Annotated in this window: 19 protein-coding genes; 9 read left to right on the top strand and 10 right to left on the bottom strand. The window is 60.9% G+C overall.

What is annotated here, in order from left to right; translation table 11 throughout:
- Positions 1-36: 36 nt before the first annotated feature.
- On the bottom strand, positions 37-1,428 hold the full coding sequence (locus tag G505_RS0100630; protein WP_028107824.1) for a multiheme c-type cytochrome: 1,392 nt from the start codon (positions 1,426-1,428) through the stop codon (positions 37-39).
- Between the two features lie 598 nt (positions 1,429-2,026).
- Between G505_RS0100630 and G505_RS0100635 the strand changes: the two genes are divergently transcribed.
- Entirely contained in the window at positions 2,027-3,064 is a 1,038-nt protein-coding gene (locus G505_RS0100635) for a DcaP family trimeric outer membrane transporter (RefSeq protein ID WP_051215765.1), read from the top strand.
- A gap of 48 nt (positions 3,065-3,112) precedes the next feature.
- Here G505_RS0100635 and G505_RS0100640 read toward each other — a convergent pair whose 3' ends face one another.
- From G505_RS0100640 to metB, 5 genes are all read right to left on the bottom strand, one after another.
- Positions 3,113-4,687, bottom strand: coding sequence for a methyl-accepting chemotaxis protein (locus G505_RS0100640; RefSeq protein ID WP_028107826.1), 1,575 nt, complete (start codon positions 4,685-4,687; stop codon positions 3,113-3,115).
- Positions 4,688-4,899: 212 nt separating this feature from the next.
- A complete protein-coding gene (locus G505_RS0100645; RefSeq protein WP_028107827.1) occupies positions 4,900-6,474 on the bottom strand; it encodes a methyl-accepting chemotaxis protein in 1,575 nt (524 codons plus the stop codon).
- Between the two features lie 284 nt (positions 6,475-6,758).
- Positions 6,759-7,640 (bottom strand): methylenetetrahydrofolate reductase, encoded by an 882-nt coding sequence (gene metF, locus G505_RS0100650; RefSeq protein WP_028107828.1) that lies wholly within the window; start codon positions 7,638-7,640, stop codon positions 6,759-6,761.
- A 31-nt stretch (positions 7,641-7,671) separates the two neighbouring features.
- Positions 7,672-10,041 (bottom strand): bifunctional aspartate kinase/homoserine dehydrogenase II, encoded by a 2,370-nt coding sequence (metL, locus tag G505_RS0100655; RefSeq protein ID WP_028107829.1) that lies wholly within the window; start codon positions 10,039-10,041, stop codon positions 7,672-7,674.
- Positions 10,038-11,192 (bottom strand): cystathionine gamma-synthase, encoded by a 1,155-nt coding sequence (metB, locus tag G505_RS0100660; protein WP_028107830.1) that lies wholly within the window; start codon positions 11,190-11,192, stop codon positions 10,038-10,040. Before metB ends, metL begins: the two co-directional genes overlap by 4 nt.
- A 181-nt stretch (positions 11,193-11,373) precedes the next feature.
- Between metB and metJ the strand changes: the two genes are divergently transcribed.
- Positions 11,374-11,691, top strand: a complete 318-nt coding sequence (gene metJ, locus G505_RS0100665) for a met regulon transcriptional regulator MetJ (RefSeq protein ID WP_028107831.1) — start codon at positions 11,374-11,376, stop codon at positions 11,689-11,691.
- A gap of 62 nt (positions 11,692-11,753) precedes the next feature.
- Here the strand turns inward: metJ and G505_RS0100670 are convergent, their stop codons facing one another.
- The 3 genes from G505_RS0100670 to rpmE form a co-directional block, all read right to left on the bottom strand.
- Entirely contained in the window at positions 11,754-12,293 is a 540-nt protein-coding gene (locus G505_RS0100670; RefSeq protein ID WP_028107832.1) for a porin family protein, read from the bottom strand.
- 152 nt (positions 12,294-12,445) lie between these two features.
- The gene (locus tag G505_RS0100675; protein WP_028107833.1) at positions 12,446-13,693 is read right to left on the bottom strand and encodes a malic enzyme-like NAD(P)-binding protein; all 1,248 of its coding nucleotides are present in this window, start codon (positions 13,691-13,693) and stop codon (positions 12,446-12,448) included.
- Positions 13,694-14,216: 523 nt separating this feature from the next.
- Complete coding sequence (gene rpmE / locus G505_RS0100680; protein ID WP_028107834.1) at positions 14,217-14,432, bottom strand: 50S ribosomal protein L31; 216 nt, start codon at positions 14,430-14,432, stop codon at positions 14,217-14,219.
- A 242-nt stretch (positions 14,433-14,674) separates the two neighbouring features.
- On the opposite strand from rpmE, the gene priA reads away from it, so the two are divergent.
- The 7 genes from priA (at position 14,675) to G505_RS0100715 (ending at position 22,473) form a co-directional block, all read left to right on the top strand.
- Entirely contained in the window at positions 14,675-16,870 is a 2,196-nt protein-coding gene (gene priA / locus G505_RS0100685; protein ID WP_028107835.1) for a primosomal protein N', read from the top strand.
- A 160-nt stretch (positions 16,871-17,030) separates the two neighbouring features.
- Entirely contained in the window at positions 17,031-18,782 is a 1,752-nt protein-coding gene (gene argS, locus G505_RS0100690; protein WP_028107836.1) for an arginine--tRNA ligase, read from the top strand.
- Positions 18,783-18,785: 3 nt separating this feature from the next.
- Positions 18,786-19,337 carry an SPOR domain-containing protein gene (locus tag G505_RS0100695; RefSeq protein ID WP_028107837.1) on the top strand — a complete coding sequence of 184 codons (552 nt, stop codon included), beginning with the start codon at positions 18,786-18,788 and terminating at the stop codon, positions 19,335-19,337.
- Positions 19,338-19,383: 46 nt separating this feature from the next.
- Positions 19,384-19,980, top strand: a complete 597-nt coding sequence (locus tag G505_RS0100700; RefSeq protein ID WP_051215766.1) for a tRNA-uridine aminocarboxypropyltransferase — start codon at positions 19,384-19,386, stop codon at positions 19,978-19,980.
- 224 nt (positions 19,981-20,204) lie between these two features.
- Complete coding sequence (hslV, locus tag G505_RS0100705; RefSeq protein WP_028107839.1) at positions 20,205-20,735, top strand: ATP-dependent protease subunit HslV; 531 nt, start codon at positions 20,205-20,207, stop codon at positions 20,733-20,735.
- Between the two features lie 5 nt (positions 20,736-20,740).
- Positions 20,741-22,066 (top strand): ATP-dependent protease ATPase subunit HslU, encoded by a 1,326-nt coding sequence (gene hslU, locus G505_RS0100710; protein ID WP_028107840.1) that lies wholly within the window; start codon positions 20,741-20,743, stop codon positions 22,064-22,066.
- Positions 22,067-22,083: 17 nt separating this feature from the next.
- Entirely contained in the window at positions 22,084-22,473 is a 390-nt protein-coding gene (locus G505_RS0100715; RefSeq protein ID WP_028107841.1) for a gamma-butyrobetaine hydroxylase family protein, read from the top strand.
- A 320-nt stretch (positions 22,474-22,793) separates the two neighbouring features.
- Here the strand turns inward: G505_RS0100715 and G505_RS0100720 are convergent, their stop codons facing one another.
- Positions 22,794-23,855 carry an MJ1255/VC2487 family glycosyltransferase gene (locus tag G505_RS0100720; protein ID WP_028107842.1) on the bottom strand — a complete coding sequence of 354 codons (1,062 nt, stop codon included), beginning with the start codon at positions 23,853-23,855 and terminating at the stop codon, positions 22,794-22,796.
- Between the last annotated feature and the right edge of the window lie 7 nt (positions 23,856-23,862).

Here is a 23,862-nt window from a genome sequence, read left to right on the forward strand (position 1 = left end):
ATCAGCCGGGTTTGTTTTTGGGTTGTAGGTTAGCCCTTACTCAGCCGCAAAGTGTTGGCTGAGTCTGGTCATCACCACCGAAGGCACCACCACCCTGTCGCTGAGCAGAAAGTCTGCCACGCTCTGATCGAAAGAGCGGTAGTGCAGCTTGGCCTCGACGCTGTAACCACCCTCGGGCAGCTCAAAGCCATATTCCACCGTCTTGTTGCCCTTGGCGGGAATGGTGTTCTCCTGGACGAAGCGAGCCACCTTCCAAGGCTTGTGTTCCGGCTTACCCTTCTCATCCACCGAGGCATCCTGGAACACCACGGTGCCCTCTGGCAGCAAGTTCTCGTCCGTCAGGGTGCCGGAGCGCAGCAGCTCATGACCGGCGTCATCACGCACCACCACCTCGAGCCAGATCTGGCGGATGAAGGTCAGGCTGGTCGGCAGGGCGTGGCCGGCGCGGCGGTTGTGCACCGTCAGCTGCAGGGTGGCCTGGTCGTCCTGCTGCACCACCTTGGCGTCCAGAGAGGCCGCACTCTGCAGGCGCTTTATCGCCTCGACCGCGTGCTCTTCACCGTTCTTGACGCCCAGCAGAGGTGCCAGCACCGCGTTGCCACCGACAAAACCGTGGTCGTGCACCAGGGCGCGCTCCTTACCGCCTCGGGCCGCCGGCCCACCCAGACCATGATCCGCCAGCTCGGAGACCGGCTTCATCTCATCGGCCACACGGATGGCGGCGTCCACCGGCACCATGTGACAGTCCTGGCACTGAATCCCCTTGGCGGCGTACTCGGATTCCTTCCATTCCTGGTAGGTGTGTTCCAGGGCGAAGTCGTGGGCCGGGTTAAACACGTTGTGGCAGTTGGCGCAGAACTCCGATTTGGTGTGCAGTTCGCTGTACTTGGCTTTGTGGCCCCGGGCCTTGGGGTCTGTCAGAGGGCCGCGCTTGATGCCGTCATTGGCCAGGGCCAGAGACGCGTTGCCATGCTCGCCCATGGAGGTGTGGCGCATGTTGGTGTCTTCGACGCTGTGGCAAACGTCGCAGGAGACCCCGGTGGTGGCCATCTTCTCGGTGGTGAAAGCGCCGTATTTGCCGGTCTCAGGGTGAAACTCCACCTTCTGGGTGACGGTGCCCACGGCGGTGTGGCAACCGCCACACAGGTTCTTGGTGGCGCCGTCGGTTTCCCGGTCGCCCAGGGCCCACTCGGCCTGGAACACCGGGTCGATGAAGGCGATGGAGTGCATGGAGCCCTGCCAGCCTTCCCACTGACGGGGGTGGCACCCTTTACAACGCTTGGGGTCGCTCCAATCCTTCAGTTGTGGGGCGTTGTCGCCCACCACGCTGAGGTAGGAGGGGGCGTAGGGCTGGGTCTCTGAGGCCTGGGCCAGCATCGGCAGAGCGGCGCACAGCAGCGCCGGTAAGAGTTTCAGTTCCAACTTCATCATTTTCTTCCTGATAATCCCGCTCTCGGGTACTGCATCACGGCGAAGGTTATTATTCTGTTGACCGGCCTTTGAATATGAGTCAAAAATACTCTTTAAATCCAATTGGATAGGTCGGTAATCATAGTACGCCAACTCTCACCCGCACTCTGCTGCCGGGCACACACTATGACGAAAACAGGTTACGGGATGGCCAGGACGAGAGCGGGGCCACATCGCGGCAGTGCAGGCCGTGAAGTGGATCGACATAAAGTATTGGCAACAGGTGAAAAAAGTTTCCCTAGTGGCCTCAAGAAAAACCTTTCTCGTCCAGAGGAAATGTGACTGCCCTCACCCAGGGTGTTGCCCGGGCCCTTTAGAGTAACTCCCGCCAGTCAGAACAGGGTCGGCTCAACGAAACGGGCCGCCCTGCTGTTGGTGTTTTTGCTCCCCGGCAGTGTGCATGAGTGTCCAACTCGCGACTTCACACTCTGGCATCAGCGTTTTGCAGGGTTTATCCCCTTGTTCCCTGCCACTCACTTCATCGATGCACGTCGGGGAGCCTTTCTCTTTTTTAGGCCGCCTCCCCCGAGACGGCGCCCCGGACTCGCTAGGAATCATGAAGAAATTGATATTGGCCGCATTGACGCTGGCCTCCCCTCTCTGCTGCGCCACCGACATTGAGCTGAATGGCTTCATCAAGGCCGATCTCAAGTCGGTTCACGGCGACATCCCCTACGCCGGCATCTGGACCGGCGCCGACACCCCGGCGGAGCAGGACAGCGCCAAGACCCAGTTCAGCGGTCAGGAGAGCCGTATTCGTCTGGCCCTGAAAGAGGCCAGGCTCAGTGCCGTTATCGAGGTGGACTTTGCCGGCTCGGCCCAGGGCAACACCGTGGTCTCCAACTCCTACAGTCCCCGCCTGCGTCACGCCTACCTGGCCTACCGCGACGTCCTGGCAGGCCAGACCTGGTCCACCCTGGTCAATAGCGCCAGCTTCCCGGAAACCACCAACCTGGGTGGCCCGCTGGTGGGCGAGGCGATGGTGCGTCAGGCCCAGCTGCGTTACCAGGGCGAGCACTGGCAGCTGGCCCTGGAGAATCCCAAGACCTACGGCACCCAGTCCGATGGCCAGAGCATCGATGACAACAACGACTGGATGCCGGACCTGATCCTGCGCCGGGACTGGCAAGGCGACTGGGGGGAGTTGTCGCTAAGTGGCCTGGCCCGCTATCTGGACCCGGATGGACTGGCGGAGCTGGGATTGGGTGGCTCTGTCTCAGCCAGCCTGTCTCTGGGTCAGGACAAGCTGCAGCTGCAACTTCACCATGGCAACCTGGGACGCTACGTCGGCACCTCCGCCGCCAAGGACATCGCCCACGGCGAGCTGGAAACCACCGCCGCCGCCATGCTGGGTTACCAGCACCATTGGAATGACACCCTGCGCTCCACCCTGTTTGTGGGCAAGATCGTCACCGATGTGGAGAAGGTGGACCGCACCCACCTGGGCATCAACCTGTTCGCCTCTCCCGAGCCCTACCTGGACCTGGGGCTGGAACTGGGCCACATCGAGGTGCAGGATGAGGACACCGACTACAGTCAGCCACTGCGCGGCGGTTCCAGCTACTTGCAGGCCACCGCCCTCTACCGCTTCTAGCCACAAAAAAGCCCCGGATGGCCGGGGCTTTTCTCTGTCTGATAGGGCTCAGTATTCGCGCTGGACGCTCTGCTTCCAGAACTGCTGGGACAGGCCGTGGGTCTTGGTGGAGAGGCGGCTCATCTGCTCGCAACGATCCTTGGCCATCTCGGTCTGCTCCAGACTCTGCTCCGCCAGTTCGCTGATCACCTGAATCGCCCCACTGATCTCGCTGGCCACCGTGGTCTGCTGACCCATGGCAGTGGCGTTGTGCTCGGACATCTCGGTGATGCGATTGATGGAGGCGCGCAGCTGCTCGAAGGCGGCGTCCGCTTCCTCGGCCAGCTCCACGGATCGGCTGGCCTGGGTCTGGCCCGCCTGCATCGCCTCGGTAGCACGACGGGTGCTCTCCTGGAACTTATTGACGATGGTTTCAATCTGGGCGGTGGACTCGCTGGTGCGACTGGAGAGCTGACGCACTTCGTCGGCCACCACGGCGAAGCCACGACCGGACTCACCGGCGCGGGCCGCCTCGATGGCGGCGTTCAGCGCCAGCAGGTTGGTCTGCTCGGCGATGCCACGGATGACGTCCAGCACGCCGCTGATGTCACGGCTGTCACGCTCGATGGAGGCCACCACTTCGGAGAAGTGACCCACCTCTTCGCTGAGCTTGTTGATCGCCTCGATCACCGTCACCAGACGATCATGACCCTGCTCGGCGGCGGTGTGACTGCGGCCCATCTCTTCGGCAGCGGTCTGAGTGTTGCTGTTCACTTCGGCGAAGCTGGCGGTCATCTCCTCCATGGCGGTGGCCGCCTGGCTGGTCTGTTGACTCTGACTGTCGGCTCGTTCGCGGGTGTCGTTGATGGTGGAGGTCAGGTTCAGGCTCTGCTCGCTGATGGAGCCAGCGGAATCCGCCATGCGGCCGACCACGCCACCGGTCTCGGTCACCAGATAGTGCATCGCCAGATCCAGTTTGCCAATCTCATCCTGGCGACCTGTGTACACGCCCTGGGCAATGGGGTCGGCAATGATGTTGGTGGCGGTGTCCACCAGGGCGCGGAAGGGCGCCAGCAAGCCGTAGATGCCCGCCATGCCCAGCAGGCCACCGGCGACACCGGCGGCCACAGGCGAGTACACGGCTCCGGCGGCGGTGGCGGCGCTCACGGCGGCGGCCCACAGCATCAGTCGGCCACCGAAGCCCAGAACGTCTTTGCGCAACTCTTTCGGTGTCTTGCCCTGATTGATCGCCGAGTAGATCCGCTCTGCCGAGGCCACCTGCGCATCGGTGGGCTTGCGGCGCACCGACTGGTACTCATGAATCTTGCCGTTCTCATACACCGGCGCCACATAGGCATTGACCCAGTAGTGATCACCGCTCTTGGCGCGGTTCTTCACCACCCCCATCCAGGGCTGACCTGACCTTACTCTCTCCCACAACGATTTAAACGCCGCCGGCGGCATATCCGGATGGCGAACAATGTTATGGGGTTGACGGTGCAGCTCCTCGAATGAGTACTCCCCGACCTCAATGAAGGTCTCATTGGCGTACTTGATGTTGCCATCCAGGTCCGTGGTGGACAGCAGGATGCAATCACGGCTGAGCGTCTTCTCTTTCTGGGTAACCGGTTGATTATTGCGCATGGTTATCGGGGCTTTTTTTATTAGACGCGCCATTCTGGCAAACCCCTTCGAACCGGGATATGACTCATGTCACGTTATAAGCAGGTTAAATGAGCTAACCAACGAAATCAGTGGGAAAGGGGAGAAAAGGCGGCCATTTATGACAGCTTTGTGAACAGAACCGCGGGTGCTAGCGCAACCCGCGGTGGTGATTATATTCGAAAATTCCGAACTCAGTATTCGCGTTGAACGCTCTGTTTCCAGAACTGCTGGGACAGGCCGTGGGTCTTATCCGCCAACCGGTTCATCTGCTCACTGCGATCCTTGGCCAGCTCGGTCTGCTCCAGGCTCTCCTGGGCCAGTTCGCTGATCACCTGAATCGCCTGACTGATCTCGCTGGCCACCGTGGTCTGCTGGCCCATGGCGGTGGCATTGTGTTCGGACATCTCGGCAATGCGGTTGATGGAGGCGCGCAGCTGTTCGAAGGCGGCGTCCGCTTCCTCGGCCAGTTCCACTGAGCGGCTGGCCTGGGTCTGCCCCGCCTGCATCGCCTCGGTGGCTCGGCGGGTGCTTTCTTGGAACTTGGAGACGATCTCCTCGATCTGGGTGGTGGACTCACTGGTGCGGCTGGAGAGCTGACGCACCTCATCGGCCACCACGGCAAAGCCGCGACCGGACTCTCCGGCACGGGCCGCCTCGATGGCGGCGTTCAGCGCCAGCAGGTTGGTCTGATCGGCGATGCCCCGGATCACCTCCAGCACGCCGTTGATCTCGCGACTGTCCTGTTCGATGGAGGCCACCACTTCGGAGAAATGCCCCACCTCTTCACTGAGTTTGTTGATCGCTTCGATCACCGTCTCCAGACGGTCATGGCCCTGCTCGGCGGCCTGGTGGCTGCGCCCCATCTCCTCGGCGGCAATCTGAGTGTTGTTGTTCACCTCGGCAAAGCTGGCGGTCATCTCCTCCATGGCGGTGGCCGCCTGGCTGGTCTGCTGGCTCTGCTGATCCGCCCGGTCACGGGTCTCATTGATGGTGTAAGTCAGCTCGGTGCTCTGCTCACTGATGGAACCGGCGGAGTCGGCCATGCGCCCTACTACGCCGCCAGTCTCGGTCACCAGGAAGTGCATCGCCAGATCCACCTTACCAATCTCATCCTGACGGCCGGCGTACACCCCACGCGCCACCGGATCATCGATGATGCTGGTGGCGGTACCCACCAGTTTACGCAAGGGTGACAACAGGCTGTAAATTCCCAGGGCCGCCACGACGGCACCGGCCAGCCCCGCCGCAATGGGCGAATAGACGGCCCCAGCCGCAGTCAGGGAGGTGGCCGCCAGGGTCCACAACATCAGCTTGCCGCCAAAACCCACCATGCTGGGCTTGAGCTCCTTGGGAGTCTTACCGGCATTCACCGCCTTATAGATGCGATCGGCACGCGCCACCTGCTCTGAGGTGGGCTTACGACGCACCGACTGATACTCATGCAGCTTGCCCTCTTCATAGACCGGGGCGATATAGGCGTTAACCCAGTAGTAGTCGCCATTCTTGCAGCGGTTTTTTACCACCCCAATCCAGGGGTTACCGGACTTGATGGTATCCCACATGGACTCGAAGGCCACCGGCGGCATATCCGGGTGACGCACGATGTTGTGCTCCTCACCATGGAGCTCATCGAAGGTGTAGCCGCAGATGTCGCTGAAGTCCTGGTTGGCGTACTTGACGTCGCCATCCAGATTGGTGGTGGAAAGCAGGATGGAGTCCAGGCTGACTGGCTGCTCTCTCTGGGTAACCGGTTGATTGTTGCGCATGAGATGACTGTTCTTTTGTAGGGTGTCGGCATTTTGACAGTTGCCCCGATTCAAGAACTTGACCGCTGTCAAACTTACACCTGCGTATCCATAGGCAACCCGCTAAATTTTCGAGCGAAATCACAACATCTTTCGCATGCACAAAGGCGAATATTAGCGACACTTATCCATCAGCCAGAACAAAACTTGAACACACCCTGATGTCGCCTGACAGGCCCAGGCGTCATGGATTTGTCACTCATCCCAGATAGGAAAACGGCTGCCGTATGGCAGCCGTTTGACACTTAGGGCCGCACACCCAGAGCGTGGCAGATGGCGTAGCTCAGCTCGGCCCGATTCAGGGTGTAGAAGTGGAACTCCCTCACCCCCTCCTTGGCCAGCACCTTGGCCATCTCGATGGCGACGTTGGCGCCCACCAGTTTGCGGGTTGCCGGGTCGTCGTCCAGGCCATCAAACATGTGGTGCAGCCAGTTGGGCACATGCACATTGGTGAACCCGGCAAACTTCAGCAGCTGACGGTAGTTGGTCACCGGCAAAATGCCGGGGACGATCTCCACATCGATGCCGGCGGCGGCACAACGGTCGCGGAAGCGCAGGTAGGCCTCGATGTCATAGAAGAACTGGGTGATGGCACGGTTGGCTCCGGCGTCCACCTTACGCTTGAGGTTAATCAGATCAGCCTGGGCACTGGCGGCTTCGGGGTGCACTTCCGGGTAGGCCGCCACGGAGATCTCGAAGTCATGCTCCTCCTTCAGCAGCTTCACCAGGTCCACCGCAAAGCGATCGGGGCGCCCCTGACCTTCCGGCAGGTCGCCACGCAGGGCGACGATGTGGCGCACTCCCTGATCCCAGTACTGATTGGCCAGGCCACGCAGCTCCTCCTCGGTGGCGTCCACCACGGTCAGGTGCGGAGCCGCCACCAGGTCGGTCTGACTGTGGATCTTCTCAATCACCTTGTGAGTCCGATCCCGAACCCCGGAATTGGCCCCATAGGTAACGGAAACAAAGCGGGGCTTCAGTGGTGCCAGCCGCTCAACCGAGTTCCACAGGGTCTGTTCCATCTCCTCGGTGGAGGGGGGGAAGAACTCGAAGGAAACCTGGATATCTTTCAGGTGGCTCAAACGCTCGTTCAGGGCTTCTAATTGCTGTGCGTGATGAAATCCCATTGATACTACTCCCGTAAAACGTGCGTCCGGCTCAGTGCAGCAGACGTCGGCAAATGGCAACAAAATCGGACTGAACCGCGGCGGCGGTCACTTCCCGTCCAGCCCCAGGCCCCTGGATTACCAGGCCATTGGGGTAATGCTTACTGAGGAACAGAAACTGATTGTCCCCTGCAGGCAGGTTGGCAAAAGGGTGGCTTTGCGCCACCTGCTCCAGGCCCACCCGGGCCTGCACCTTACCCGCCTCTATGGTCAGGCTGGCGGCGTATCTCAGGGCCAGGCCGTTCTGCTTGGCGGTCTCGGCGGCGGCCTGCATCACAGGGTCCAGCTCACCGATGCGCGTCAGAAACTGCTCCAGAGGCAGATCCGCCAGCGCCTCCGGCACCAAGGACTCCAGCTCGATCTGCTCCAGCTCCAGGTTCAGCCCCAGTTCGCGTGCGAGAATCAGTAACTTGCGCTGCATATCTCGTCCGGAGAGGTCGTCTCGAGGATCGGGCTCGGTCAGCCCCTCGGCCTTGGCCTTGAGCACCAGCTCGGAGAAGGGGCCGCCTTGGTCGAAGTGGTCAAACAGCCAGCTCAGGGTGCCGGAAAACACCCCGGACACCGAGGTGATGGCGTCGCCGCTGCGCTTAAGATCATCGATGCTGTAGAACACCGGCAGTCCCGCCCCCACCGAGGCGTTATAACGCCAGTAGCGATGGCAGTTGGACAGCTGACGCTGCAGCTCCCGGTAGAAGGCGCCAGGCCCGCTGCCCGCCTGCTTATTGGCACTGACCAGATGCAGGCCGGCAGCCACAATCTCAGGATAGTGCAGCGCCAGGGTGGCGGAGGCGGTGATATCCAGCAACACCACCTCGTCCAGATCCATGGCGGCGGCTTTGTCCAACCACTCCAGTGAGGCGAACTCCAGGGCTTCATCCTGATAACGGGCCAGGCCACTTAGGGGCTCGATGCCCGCTTCATCAATCAGGTAATGCTGCGAGCCGATGATCCCCACCAGGCGCATCTCCGCCTCAAACTCCTCGTTGAGCTGCTGTTGCTGCAAGGCAAAGAGGTCCAGCCAGGCGGAGCCGATGTTGCCCTTGCCTGCCAGCACCAGTCCGATGCGCTTGCGGGGACCGGCGCAGCGGCGGTGAATCGACTCCACCAGGGCAGTGACCTCGCGGGCGGGCACCAGGGTCACCAGGGCTTGATCGTGGCGACAACAGGGCAAGGCGCTGCGACTGAGCAGACGGGAAAAGGCTCCTGCCAGCCGGCCAGGGTGCTGACTCACCAACCCCACCAAACCGTAATCATCGCCGCTGCTGAGCAGAGTCAGACCCAGTCGATTCGCCTGCCCCGCCAACTCATCGCCCAGGGCCTTGGCCTGCTCACAGGTCAAGGCCAGGGCCAGCGGCTGGTCATAGTGGGCCAGGGGCGGCAAGCCCTGCTGCGCCAGCCAGTCACACAACTGATGGAAAGCCGCGGTTTTGCCTTTGAAGCGAAACAGGGTCACCCGGCTGAGGCTGGTGACCACTGGCTCAGTCTGCTCGTTGCCCCTGGGCAGGATGCGGGTGAATGGGCTGTCCGGGGTGTAGCTGGAGCGCACATTCAGGGCCAGCGTTACCTGTCGCAGCGGTTGCAGGGTGCGGCTGTGCAATACCGGCGAACCCAGTCGCGCCAGCTGATCCGCCTCATCCAGACTGAGGCTGGCCTGCAGACGGGCGTCCGCCAGCAGGTTGGGATCGGCGTTGTAGATGCCGGCCACATCGGTCCAGATGGTCACCTCGGTCACCTCGGCCAGGGCGCCGATGAGGGTGGCGCTGTAGTCTGAGCCATTGCGCCCCAGCAGGCGGGTACGACCCTGAGCATTGACGCCAAAGTAACCGGTGATCACCACTCGCTGATTGGGGCGCTGAGCCAGATAACGATGCAAATTCTCGGCGGACCGACTCCAATCCGGCCGGGGCTGAACACTGTCATCCAGCAACAGGAAATCCCTGGCATCCAGGGCGGTCGCCGGGGCGCCCAGCGTACTCAGCAGGGCCGCCAGCAAGCGGGCAGACCACAACTCACCGAACGCCTGAATGGCGGCGCAGTCTCTGGGTTCGGCAGTCAGGGCCCGATCGATGTGGTCGATGTCGGACGCCACCTGGTCGGCCAACGGCTGCCCCGGCTCCCCCAGGGTGTCAGCGACCAGCCCCAGCTGGAACGCCTTCAACCGGGCCAGCTCTTCGGTGAAGCTGTGGCCATGACGCGCCAGTCGCAGCAGCTCCAGCAGGGCATTGGTGGTCTTGCCGGCGGCAGAGACCACCACCAGGTCCCCGGCTTGGCCGTGGGTCTGGAGAATGTGGGCGACCCGGTGGTAACACTCGGCGTCCGCCAGGCTGGAGCCACCGAATTTGTGTAGCTGTTTCACCGTCACCTCAGAGCCTCCAGAGCCTGACGCAGGTCCGCCACCAGGTCTTCACTGTCTTCGATGCCCACGGAGAGGCGAATCAGGGTGTCTTCAATGCCGGCGGCGCGGCGGGCTTCCGGGGCCATGGCAGCATGGGTCATGGTGGCAGGGTGCGCCACCAGGCTCTCTACCCCGCCCAGGCTCTCCGCCAGGGAGAACAGCTCCAGCTGAGCCAGGAAGTCACGCACCTGCTGCTCGCCTCCGTTGAGTTCGAAGCTGAGCATGGCGCCGAAACCGCTCTGTTGACGCTTGGCCAATTCATGACCTGGGTGGGACGCCAGACCGGGATAGTGCACCCTGGCCACCGCAGGGTGACTTTCCAGCAGGGCGACCACCGCTTCGGCATTCTCCTGGTGCTGACGCATACGCAGCGGCAGGGTTCGTAAGCCGCGCAGGGTCAGGAAGGAGTCAAAGGGGGCACCGGTAATGCCCAGGCAGTTGCCCCACCAGGCCAGGGTGTCCGCCAACTCCTGCTCGCGGGCAATGACGGCACCACCGACCACGTCGGAGTGACCGTTGATGTACTTGGTGGTGGAGTGAACAACGATGTCCGCCCCCAGATTCAGAGGCTTCTGCAGCACGGGGGAGAGGAAGGTGTTGTCCGCCACCACCAGGGCGCCGGCCGCCTTGGCTTCCCTGGCTACCTTCTCTACGTCCACCACCCGCAGCAGCGGGTTGCTTGGGGTCTCCAGCCACACCATCTTCGGGCTCTGCGCCAGGGCGTCGGCCAAGGCCTGCTCATCCCCCTGATCCACCACGGACAGCTCGAACGCCCCCTTGGCAGCCAGGCTGGTGAACAGTCGGAAGCTGCCGCCATAGCAATCATGGGGGACCACCAGGCGCTCGCCAGGCTTCAGCAGGCTCACCGCCAGGTTGACCGCCGCCATGCCGGTGGCGGTGATCACCGCGCCGGCGCCCTCCTCCAGCTGTGCCAGGGCGTTGCCCAGGCTGTCCCGAGTGGGGTTGCCGGAGCGAGTGTAGTCGTACTGGCGCGGCTCATTGAAGCCGGCAAAGGTGTAGTTGGTGGACAGGTAGACAGGTGGCACCACGGCACCATGAGTCAGGTCGGTATCAATCCCTTCACGGGCAACTATGGTGGCGGGCTTATGAGTACTCATTCCGTGGCTCCTGGTTATTCTGTGCGCTCAAGATGTCTGGACGTCCAAATTAGTCGATCCAAATTTGGGCGTCAAGACTTTTAGACGTCTAAACGTTTATAGGTCAAGATATCTACAATTTGACTCAGAAATCAGAGCAGTTACAATTTGCACCCGTAAACCCAAGTCAAAGGCAAAGGCAATGAGCACTGAGTGGAACGGCAACTACATCAGCCCCTACGCGGAACATGGTAAAAAGAGCGAGCAGGTGAAGAAGATCACCGTCTCCATCCCGCTGGGCGTATTGAAGTTGCTGACCGATGAGCGTACCCGTCGTCAGGTCAATAACCTGCGTCACGCCACCAACAGCGAACTGCTCTGTGAAGCCTTCCTGCACGCCTTTACCGGTCAGCCTCTGCCTGAGGACAACGACCTGAGAAAGGACCATCCGGACACCGTTCCGGAGTCCGCCAAGCGCCAGATGAAAGCCCTGGGCATTGACTGGGAAGAGATGGAGTAACACTCCACAAAGTTGAAAAAAAAGGGATACCCATGGGTATCCCTTTTTCAGTTTGTGCCACCTTAGAAGTGGTAATGAACCCCCAGATAGACCTGGGACAGCTCGATATCCACATCGACGGAACTAAAATCCTCATGTTCCAGCTCGCCGTCATTCATCTCATAGGCCAGACGCAGGCCCAGGTGTTCTCCGACGCTCCAGTCCATACCCACGCCCCAGGAGAAAACAATGCCGTCGAAGTCAGTATCGCCAATTGGGGTATCCACAGTAACCAGGGTATTAGACAGACCAGCCTTGGCAAACAGGGAAAACTCTTCATTCAGGTTCAGAATGAAGCGGGGAGCCACACTGAAGGCCGCGCCGTTAACCTCGACATCATCGCCCTGTTTGAACTCAGTGGTGCCGAACAGGGAACCCTCGATGCCAAACCACTCGGTAAAGTTGTAGCCACCATAGCCGCCAAAACTGGTGGCGGTGCTGTCCTCGGAAGGATCCAGCTTGGCACTGCCCAAGCTCCCCCCGACGTAAGCCCCCTCTTTTGCCAGGGCACCACCGGAGATCGTCATTGCCAGAACGGCACTTGCCAGAACAGAATTTTTCACAGCACTTCCTTAATCAATATCGACTTAGTTGCGTTAGTGGCTGCAATGGTAAATTAATAAAGAACAGATAGATACGATGAAATCACTGCTCTTTTTGTCTCAGAAACAAACAGGGCAGCCCTGGGGCTGCCCTGATAAAAAATGAAGAGCAATCAGTCGATCATATAGTGGGCGGGAAGCTCTTCGAGCTCGGCCACGCCTGAGTCGATGGCCGCCTTGGCCACCGCCTTGGCCACCCGGGGCAACAGACGAGGATCCATCGGCTTGGGCAGCACATACTCGGAACCGAAACTCATCTCGGTGGCGCCATAGGCGTCCAGCACGGTCTGAGGTACAGGTTCCTTGGCCAGCTGACGAATCGCTTCCACCGCCGCCACCTTCATCTCATCGTTGATGGCGTGGGCCCGTACGTCCAGGGCGCCACGGAAAATGAAGGGGAAACAGAGCACGTTGTTCACCTGGTTGGGGTAGTCGCTGCGACCTGTGCCCATGATGACATCAGGGCGGGCGGCCTTAGCCAGCTCAGGCCTGATCTCCGGATCCGGGTTGGAGCAGGCAAACAGCACCGGCTTGTCCGCCATCAGCTTCACCTGCTCTTCACTGATGAGATCGGGACCCGACACCCCGACAAACACATCGGCGTCCTGAATCACATCGGTCAGGGTGCGCTTGTCGGTGTTGTTGGCAAACAGCTTCTTATACTCGTTCAGGTCATCGCGGCGAGTGTGCAGCACGCCCTTACGATCCAGCATGTAGATCTTTTCACGCACGGCGCCACAGGTGATCAGCAGCTCCATGCAGGCCACGGCCGCCGCTCCGGCGCCCAGGCAGACGATGGTGGACTCACACAGCTCTTTACCCTGAATCTCCAGGGCGTTGAGCAGACCGGCAGCGGTCACAATGGCGGTACCATGCTGGTCATCGTGGAACACCGGCACCTGACAGCGCTCAATCAGCTGCTTCTCGATCTCGAAGCACTCCGGAGCCTTGATGTCCTCCAGGTTGATGCCACCGAAGGTGTCCGCGATGTTGGCCACGGTATCGATGAACTCCTCCTGGGTGCGGTGCTTAACCTCGATGTCGATGGAGTCGATGTTGGCGAAGCGCTTGAACAGCAGGGCCTTGCCCTCCATCACCGGCTTGGAGGCCAGGGGGCCCAGGTTGCCCAAGCCGAGGATCGCTGTGCCGTTGGAGATCACCGCCACCAGGTTGCCTTTGTTGGTGTATTTGTAGGCATCGGCTGGGTTGGACGCGATCTCCCGAACAGGCTCTGCCACACCCGGGCTGTAGGCCAGGGCCAGATCCGTCTGGGTTTCCGCAGGCTTGGTCAGCGAGATGCTGATCTTTCCAGGGACAGGTTGGGCGTGATACTCGAGGGCTTGTTCGCGAAGGTCTGCCATTCTCTTAATTCCAGTCACTACTTAATTTGGGAAGGGGGGTACAGTCGCCTGAAACCTTACTCCTATTGCCTGATTTTGCAACCAATCTTGTTATTAATACTTGATATAACAAGCAGTTCTGACCAGTTTCATTGCCAAAGGCTCAAAAGTAAAAGAATTGGTAAACATATTTCAGGAAAAGTGATTAATAGACCCAGGAATATTATTCAGTGAATTTAATTAGATAGACTCTTTATGGCGACAATTTTGGGGGTCAATCAGGACCCTGCGGGAAATTGGACTGACCAATAAAAATTTACCTTTTCTCAAGCCCGGTGCGATTCGTTAGGGGCCAATTTTCCGGAGGGAGCCCATAAAGAGAGTGGGAGAGGGTGAGCCTGAGGCGATGCTGGAGGCAGCTGACCCTCAGCGTCCCGGCTCCGCCAGCTCCGATCTCACTCTGAAGACCGAGAGCAAGGATGAGGTCCGGGAGCCAGGCACAAAAAAGGGCACCCTGAGGCGCCCTTTTTCGATGCGATTCGGCTTACTTCTTGGAAGACAGAGCACCAAAACGCTTCTTGAACTTGTCTACGCGACCGCCGGTGTCCAGAACCTTCTGCTTACCGGTGTAGAAGGGGTGACACTCGGAACATACGTCCAGGTGCAGGTCCTTGGCTACGGTGGAGCGGGTCTTGATCACGTTACCGCAAGAGCAGTTGGCAGTGATCTCGTTGTACTCAGGATGAATACCTTGTTTCATGGGGAAAACCTCAGTTAAGGCCGTATCGCTATCCGATCCAAAGCCGGACACCATACGTCGTTAGTGATAAATTAAAGGCGCGTAATAGTACACGATGCAATCAACCCCCGCAAGGAGAGAAATGCTCTGCATAGTAAGATTATGCCGCCTCTGATAGGGTATCCACCAGGTCAACGCAATTCGTTGCCCCCGGGGAAGCAACCACCTAGAAAAAATCCCCCTACATCAGTAATCCAGGATCCATATTCGTGTACATTCAGGTCGCCCTGCCCCTGCCCTTGCGGCAACTGTTCAGCTACCTTCCCGCCGAGGGACAGCCCCTGCCCGACATCGGCTGCCGGGTGGAGGTGCCCTTCGGTCGCCAGACCCAGGTTGGGGTGGTGGTCAGCCTGAGTGAGCACAGCGAAATGGACGACAGTAAGCTCAAACCCATACTCCGCTCCCTGGACAGGGAACGGGTGGTGAGCGAGCGGTTGTGGCAATTGGCGCAACTGGCCGCCCGCTACTACTTCAGTCCCCTGGGAATGGTCCTCAGCCAGATGCTGCCGGTGAAACTTCGCCAGGGTGAGAGCGCCGCCCCCGAACCGATCAAGCTGTGGCGGCCCACCGACGCGGGCCAGGCAGTCAGCCTGGACTCCCTGAAGCGGGCGTTTCAGCAGCAGCGGCTGCTGGCCTACCTGCAAACCCAGGGCAAGCTGGAGGATGGCCAGGTCAGCAAGCTGGAGTTCAGCCGACAGGCGCTCAAGGCGCTGGAGGAGAAGGCGCTGATCCAATCCATAGAGCAAGCGCCTGAATTTGACCTTTCCTGGCCCCAGGCATTTGCCCTGGGCGAGGATCCACAAACCCTCAACCGGGAGCAGGCGATCGCCGTGGCCACGATCAGTGGCGATGGCGGCGGCTTCCGCCCCTGGTTGCTTGAAGGGGTCACCGGCTCAGGCAAGACCGAGGTCTATTTCCACCTGATGGAGCCGGTGCTCAAGGCGGGCCGACAGGTACTGGTGCTGGTCCCTGAGATCGGCCTGACGCCCCAGACCATCTCCCGGTTTCGGCGCCGCTTCCAAGTGCCCATCGGGGTGCTGCACTCCGCCCTGAACGACAGCGAGCGGCTGCAGGTGTGGCAGCAGGCCCGGGCCGGTGCCCTGGGGGTCATCATCGGTACCCGTTCCGCCCTGTTCACCGACCTGCCCAGCCTGGGGATGATCATCATCGACGAGGAGCATGACGCCAGCTTCAAACAGCAGGAAGGGTTTCGCTATCACGGTCGGGATCTGGCGGTGATGCGCGCCAGCCTGGAGGGAGTGCCCATCATCCTGGGATCCGCCACCCCCTCGCTGGAGAGCCTGCACAATGTGGCCACCGGCAAGTACCGCAGACTGCAGCTGACCGAGCGCGCCGGCGTCGCCCGCCATGTGCAGCAGAAGATCGTCGACCTGCGGCTGCAGAACCTGGACGCCGGCTGCTCACACGAGCTGCTGAAGGAGATGACCCGTCACCTGGAAGCGGGCAATCAGGTGATGCTGTTTCTCAACCGCCGCGGCTTCGCCCCGGCACTGCTGTGCCACGAATGCGGCCACCTGCACGGTTGCAGCCGCTGTGATGCCTTCTACACGGTGCACCAGGGCAGCGGCCTGGTGCAGTGTCATCACTGCGGCAGCCAGAAGCGGCTCCCCCGCCAGTGCAGCGAATGCGGCTCCACCCAGCTTTTTACCCAGGGTGTGGGCACCGAACAGCTGGAGCAGGCCCTGAGCCAGCGCTTCCCCGATTACCCGGTGGTGCGCATCGACCGGGACACCACCTCGCGCAAGGGCAGTCTGGATGCCCTGCTGGAGAAGATCCGCCGTGGCGAAGCCAGGATCCTGATTGGCACCCAGATGCTGGCCAAGGGTCACCACTTCCCCGACGTCACCCTGGTGGGGTTGCTGGATGTGGACGGCGCCCTGTTCTCCGCCGACTTCCGCGCCGCCGAACGCCTGGCTCAGCTCTACATCCAGGTGGCCGGCCGTGCCGGCCGGGCCAGCAAAGCCGGGGAGGTACTGCTGCAGACCCATCAGCCTGACCACCCGTTGCTGCACCAGCTCACCACCCAGGGTTATGGCCCATTCTCCGACGCCGCCCTGAAGGAGCGAATGGATGCCCTGCTGCCCCCTGCGGGCCAGATGGCGATCCTGCGGGCGGAAGCCAGCCACCCGCAACAGGCCCAGCAGTTTTTGAACGAGGCCAATCAATGCTTCGGTGACCTGCCCCTGCAGCGGGTCGGTCCCATGCCCGCCCCCATGGAGCGCAAGGCGGGAAAATTCCGCTTTCACACCCTGCTGCTGGCCAACGACAGGAAACGGCTGCAGCAGGCGCTGGATCTGGCCCTGCCAGCCATCGAGCAGCTGGCCTCGGGCAAGCGCTGCCGCTGGCATCTGGAGCGGGATCCCCAGGATCTTTTGTAGGCCTTCACCGCGCCCGACTGCCTTCCTGCCCGGTAACGCCCGTTTTATCTGGTTAAACCGGCAAACAAACCGTTGGTATTGCCATAGTTAGGCGTTAAAATGTGCGGTTTGATTCATCAGCCGTTATGCGGCCAGTCCCCATCAGTTTTTCGGTGTCGCAATGAAAGAACATATCCAGCAATTACTTGAACAGACCGTAACCCTGCTTAAAGAGCGCGAGATCATTCCCGCCGACGCAGCGCCCCGAGTTCAGGTAGACCGAACCCGAGACAAGAGCCATGGCGATCTGGCCACCAACCTGGCGATGATGCTGGCCAAGCCAGCCAAGAAGAATCCCCGTGAGCTGGCCCAGGCGATCATCGATACCCTGCCCGCCTCCGAGCTGGTCTCCAAGGTAGAGATTGCCGGCCCTGGCTTCATCAACTTCTTCCTGGACAGTGGCTGGCTGGGCAAGCAGGTGGAGAAGATCGCCACCGACCAAAGTCGCGCCAATGTGGCCGCGCTGGCCCAGCCCCAGACCATAGTCACCGACTACTCCGCCCCCAACGTGGCCAAGGAGATGGCGGTACACCACATCCGCTCCACAGTGATCGGCGATGCGGTCACCCGCACCCTGGAGTTCCTGGGTCACAAGGTGATCCGTGCCAACCACATCGGTGACTGGGGTACCCAGTTCGGCATGCTGATCGCCTACCTGGAGAAGATGGAGAACGAGAGTGCCTCCGATATGGACCTGTCCGATCTGGAAGCCTTCTACCGGGAAGCCAAGAAGCACTACGACGACGATGAGTCCTTCGCCGAACGCGCCCGCAACTACGTGGTGAAACTGCAGGGTGGCGACGAGTACTGCCGCACCATGTGGAGCAAGCTGGTGGACATCACCATGGCTCAGAACCAGGCGATCTACGACCGTCTGGGTGTGTCCCTGAGCAACGACGACATCATGGGCGAGAGCCTGTACAACCCGCTGCTGCCCGAGATCGTCAGCGATCTGACCGAGAAAGGCCTGGCGGTGGAAGATGACGGCGCCAAGGTGGTGTTCCTCGACGAGTTCAAGGGCAAAGACGGCAACGCCATGGGCGTGATCATTCAGAAGCGTGATGGTGGCTTCCTCTACACCACCACCGACATCGCCGCCGCCAAATACCGGGTGGACAACTTCGATGCCGACCGCATCCTCTACTTTATCGACTCCCGTCAGGCGCAGCACCTGCAGCAGGCCTGGCTGATCGCCCGCAAGGCCGGCTACCTGCCACAAACCACCAGCACCGAGCATTGCGCCTTCGGCATGATGTTGGGCAAGGACGGCAAGCCGTTCAAGACCCGCTCCGGCGGCACCGTCAAGCTGGCAGACCTGCTGGAAGAGGCCCATCAGCGCGCGGTGAAGCTGATTGGTGACAAAAACCCCGACCTGCTGGGTGACGAACTGGAGACCATCGCCAGCACCGTGGCCATGGCCTCGGTGAAATATTCGGATCTGAACAAGAACCGCACCACCGACTATGTGTTCGACTGGGACAACATGCTCACCTTCGAAGGCAACACCGCACCGTACATGCTGTACGCCTTCAGCCGCATCCAGTCCATCTTCCGTAAGGCCGGCGTCAGCGCCGATGCCCTGACCGGTGAGGTGGTGATCGACGCGGAGAAGGAGGAGGCTCTGGCCCAGAAGCTGGTGCAGTTCAACGACGCCGTCCTGAGTGTGTCCGCCAAGGGTGCCCCTCACCTGATGTGCACCTACCTGTATGAGCTGGCCGGCGCCTTTATGAGCTTCTACGAAGCCTGCCCCATCAACAAGGATGACGTGGCCGAAGCCACCAAGGCCAGCCGCCTGCGCCTGTGCGCGGCCACCGCCAACACCCTCAAGGTGGGTCTGAGCCTGCTGGGGATCAACACCCTGGAGCGGATGTAATCCATGGCCACCCGCGACTACGCCAAGCGGGGGCGTAAGCCCCGCAGCCGTGGCCGCAAGGCTGCTCCGAAGTCCAGCTTCCCCTGGATTCGGCTGTTGGTGGTACTGGCGCTGATCGCCGGTTTCGGCTACTTCCTATGGAGTATCCAGGGTGCCTCGGACGAGGCGCCGGTGGTCGAACCCAAACCGGAAGTGATCACGCCCAAGCCCAAGCCCAGGACAGAGCCCGATCTGCCGGAGAAGCCCAAGGAGACCTGGGAGTACATCGAAACCCTGCCGGAAAAAGAGGTGGAGGTTGAGGTGCCCAAACAGGAGCTCAAAGGTCCCTACCAGATGCAGTGCGGCTCTTTCCGCACTCGGGATCAGGCGGATGCCATGAAGGCCCGCATCGCCTTCATGGGGCTGGAATCTGAGATTCGCCGCACAGAGGGCAGCAATGGCGTCTGGTACCGGGTCAGGCTGGGCCCCTACGAGCGCAAGCGCCTGGCAGAGAGCGATCGTCACGCCCTGCAGCGGGGTGGCATCAACACCTGCCAGATCTGGCTGTGGAACTGAGTTGTCGGACCGCCTTAGGGCGGTCCTTCTCTATGGGTAACAAACGATGAGTCAACGCCAACAGTGTCCACGCTGTCTGCGCCCCCAGAGCGTCTGCCTGTGTCCCTCCCTGGGTCACTGCGCCAGTCGCCACCGGGTGACCATACTGCGCCACCCTTCAGAAGCGAAATCCGCCAAGGGCACCGCCCACCTGTGCTCCCTGGTGCTGGAACACTGCACCCTGTTCGATGGCGAAACCGAAACAGACTTTGCCGGACTCAGGCAGGCACTGGAGCGGGACAACCGGCCGGTGTGGCTGCTCTACCCAGGTACGGAGGCCACACCGCTGGAGTCCATGGGCAGCGACTGCCAGCCTGGCCACCTGCTGGTGCTGGATGGCACCTGGAAAAAGGTGCACCGGATGCTGCAGCTCAATCCCTGGCTGCAATCCTTGCCCAGGGTCAGCTTTGGCGACCTGCCCCAGGGCAATTATCAGATTCGTAAGGCGCGCCGTGCCGACAGCCTCTCGACCCTGGAAGCCATTGCCCATGCCCTGACCAGAATCGATCGCTGCGACACCAGGCCCCTGCTCACCGCCTTCGAAGCCCTCAAGCAGAGCCAACTGGCCCATATGCCGGAATCGATACGCCAGCGCTATGAATAATGAGTCCGGGGCGTAATCACCCTGGGATCACGCCATTCACAACTTCTCCCTTGATCAATCCCCCAACCCGGCCAAAGGTTAATACCGAGATCACCAGTTCAAACTGGAATCACGAAATCAATCGCTTCGGGGTTGAAGGCGGGGGGGGCCGTCCCCACATCTATCTCAACGCAAGAGAAGATTCCCCTGTCGGGCACGGGCCCGACGACAGATAAGGATTGAGTATGACCACCATTGTTTCGGTTCGCCGCGGCGACAAAGTTGTCATTGCCGGTGACGGCCAGGTCTCCCTCGGCAATACAGTGATGAAGGGTAACGCTCGCAAGGTTCGCCTGCTGAGCGGCGGCAAGGTCCTGGCCGGGTTCGCCGGCGCCACCGCCGATGCCTTCACCCTGTTTGAGCTGCTGGAAGCCAAACTCAGCGCCCATCAGGGGCAACTGACCCGGGCCGCGGTGGAACTGGCCAAGGCCTGGCGCACCGAACGATCCCTGCAGAAGCTGGAAGCGATGCTGATTGTGGCCGACGCCGAGACCACCCTGCTGATCTCCGGCAACGGCGATGTGGTGGAACCGGAATACGAGGCGATCGCCATCGGCTCCGGCGGCAACTACGCCCAGGCGGCGGCCCTGGCCCTGGTGCAGAACACAGAGCTGGGCGCCCGGGATATCTGCGCCAAGTCCCTGCAAATCGCCGGTGACATCTGCGTGTTCACCAATCAGCACCACACCATTGAAGAATTGACTACCAAGGGTTAACCACCATGTCCGAGATGACCCCAAGAGAGATTGTTTCCGAACTGAACCGTCACATCATCGGGCAGGAGGGCGCCAAAAAGGCGGTAGCCATCGCCCTGCGCAATCGCTGGCGCCGTATGCAGCTGGACAAAGAGCTGCGCCAGGAGGTGACCCCCAAGAACATTCTGATGATCGGTCCTACCGGTGTCGGTAAAACCGAGATCGCCCGCCGCCTGGCCAAGCTGGCCAAGGCGCCGTTCATCAAGGTGGAAGCCACCAAATTCACCGAAGTGGGTTACGTGGGCAAGGAGGTGGAGACCATCATCCGCGACCTCACCGATTCTGCCATCAAGATGACCCGGGACATGGAGGTGGAACGCAACCGCTTCCGCGCCGAGGAGGCCGCCGAGGAGCGCATTCTCGACGCCCTGCTGCCCAAGCCCAAGGATGAGTGGTCCCAAGACAACAAGACCGACAGCGCCACCCGCCAGACCTTCCGTAAGAAGTTGCGCGAAGGGCAGCTGGACGACAAGGAGATCGACATCGATGTGGCTCAGTCTTCGGCCGGTGTGGAGATCATGACCCCGCCGGGCATGGAGGAGATGGCCAGCCAGCTGCAATCCATGTTCCAGAACCTGGGCAACCAGCCCAGCAAGCGCCGCAAGATGAAGGTGCGCGACGCCATGAAGCTGATGATCGACGAGGAAGCGGCCAAACTGGTCAACCCGGAAGAGCTGAAAGAGAAGGCGATCGAAGCGGTAGAGCAGAACGGCATCGTCTTTCTGGATGAGATCGACAAGATCTGCAAGCGGGGTGAAACCTCGGGCCCGGACGTCTCCCGGGAAGGGGTGCAACGCGACCTTCTGCCCCTGGTCGAGGGCTGTACCGTCAACACCAAGCACGGCATGGTGAAGACCGACCACATTCTGTTTATCGCCTCCGGCGCCTTCCAGCTGGCCAAGCCGTCGGATCTGATCCCCGAGCTTCAGGGCCGCTTGCCCATCCGGGTTGAGCTGGGCGCTCTGTCCGCCGAAGACTTCGTGCGCGTCCTGACCGAACCCAATGCCAGCCTCACCGAGCAGTACCGGGCGCTGATGGCCACCGAAGGGGTGACCATCGCCTTTACCGACGATGGCATCAAGCGCATCGCCGAGGCGGCCTGGCAGGTGAACGAGCGCACCGAGAATATCGGCGCCCGACGCCTGCACACCGTGATGGAGAAGCTGATGGAGGAGATCTCCTTCGATGCCTCAGACAAGGGTGGCGAGACCCTGACCATCGATGCCGCCTATGTAAACGCCCATCTGGATATGCTGGTAGAGAACGAAGATCTCTCCCGCTTCATCCTCTAACCGACAAGGAGTGGATCATGCGTCAGGCCCCAAAGGTGACCAAACTGAAACTCAAGCGCCAGTCCCGCATCCTGGAGGTGGGGTTTGAGAATGGCGAGACCGCCCAGCTCAGCTGTGAGCTGCTGCGGGTTTGCTCCCCCTCTGCGGAAGTGCAGGGACACGGCAACCCCGTGCTGGTGACCAACAAGAAGATGGTCAACATCGACAAGATAGAGCCGGTGGGCAACTACGCGGTGAAACTGGTGTTCGATGACGGCCATGATTCCGGGCTGTTCTCCTGGGACATCCTCTACGCCTTTGCCATGAATCAGAGCAGTATGTGGGAGGACTACCTCAAGCGGCTCAAGGCCGCCAAAGGCAGCCGGGAGCCCCTGCTGGATGTGCAGATCCACTACAGCGACAAGTGATACCAAGGTCACCATCGCGCCAGAATAAACAAGGAGCCGTTCGGCTCCTTTTTTGGTGCGCGCTAACAACAACACCTAGGGCGTGTTTATCTTTGGTGTTTAGAATTTGGCCGAGGATGACGACGACTAATCAAGAAGTTCGGTTGTAGGCATAGTTGTTCTACGTCAAAATCGAACGCCGACGAGTAGTCGTCGTCAGTCCGGCCCCGAAGGGCGCTTTGCTAACCAGGGCACCACTTCGTTTGGAGTAAAAAGCTAACGCATTGATGCCCTTGAAGCTTGGATATAGCGCAAAAATATTCAGCAAGGGTCAACACGCCCTAATAGGCGTAGGCCCACTTGTGGTTCCAGCTCTCCGGCAGCCTGGCTTCACTCCAGGCCTGCTGGCACAGTTCAGACACCTTGTGCCACTCCCCCTTGGCCAGCCACCGAGCCAGCATCTGGCCCATCTGGGGGTAGTGGATCGCCTCCGGGGCGCTGGAGGCGATCCAGGCCCGAATCTCCTCTCGGTCTCCCCGCTCCATGGTGCGGGCGGCCCCCAGCAGCTCCAGGGCCAGGGCATTGGACTTCTGCTCGAACTGCCCTTTGAGCGGCTTGAGCAGCAGTTTTTTGCCCAGCACCAGGGCTTCGGACACCAACTCAAAGCCGGCGGAACACACCACCCCGGCGCAGCCGATCAGGTGCTGGTGAAATCCGGCACGCTCGAACCCGTGCCAATGAAGGTGGTCTGGCAGGTTAACCGGAGCGGGCTTGCCGTGATAGACGTGACACTGAATCTCGGGCACGGAGGCCAACAGGGCGGCGATCGCTTGCGGCTCCTCGAATGGCAGATAGATCAGCAGGTGCCCCACATCCCTGGCCTCGGACTCGGGAGGCTCGATGAAGGGGGGCAGCAGATCGCAGCCAAAGTGGTGCCAGTGACAGCCCAGGTGGATGGTGGCCGGGGCAAACTTCTCCATGATCATCCTGTCTATCCAGCGCTGACCGGCCACCGGCACCTTATGCTGAAAGGCGTTCTGGTGGCTGACGCTGATGCACTCCTTGCCCTGCTGGCGTGCCGCCCAGGCGCTGATGGGTTCAAAGTCATTCAGCACCAGATCGTAACGGCTCAGATCCAGCCCCCTGACGTCACGCCAGAACTGACGCAGGCTGTTCTGCCTGTAGGTGCCCCACATGCTCACCTCGCCCCCCTTGGTGGCAAAAGTCAGCCCGGCACGGCAGTCGAACTCGCCAAAGGGGGCCATATCGAAAAACTGTTCCCTGGGGCGGCCGGAGAACAGGTAATCCACCTCGATCCCCTCCGCCGCCAGGGCCGGCGCCATCACCCGCCCGCGGGTCAGGTGGCCATTTCCCGTCCCCTGAATTCCGTACAAAATTCGCATTTAACGT

This window comes from Ferrimonas futtsuensis DSM 18154 (assembly GCF_000422645.1).
Classification (GTDB): domain Bacteria; phylum Pseudomonadota; class Gammaproteobacteria; order Enterobacterales; family Shewanellaceae; genus Ferrimonas; species Ferrimonas futtsuensis.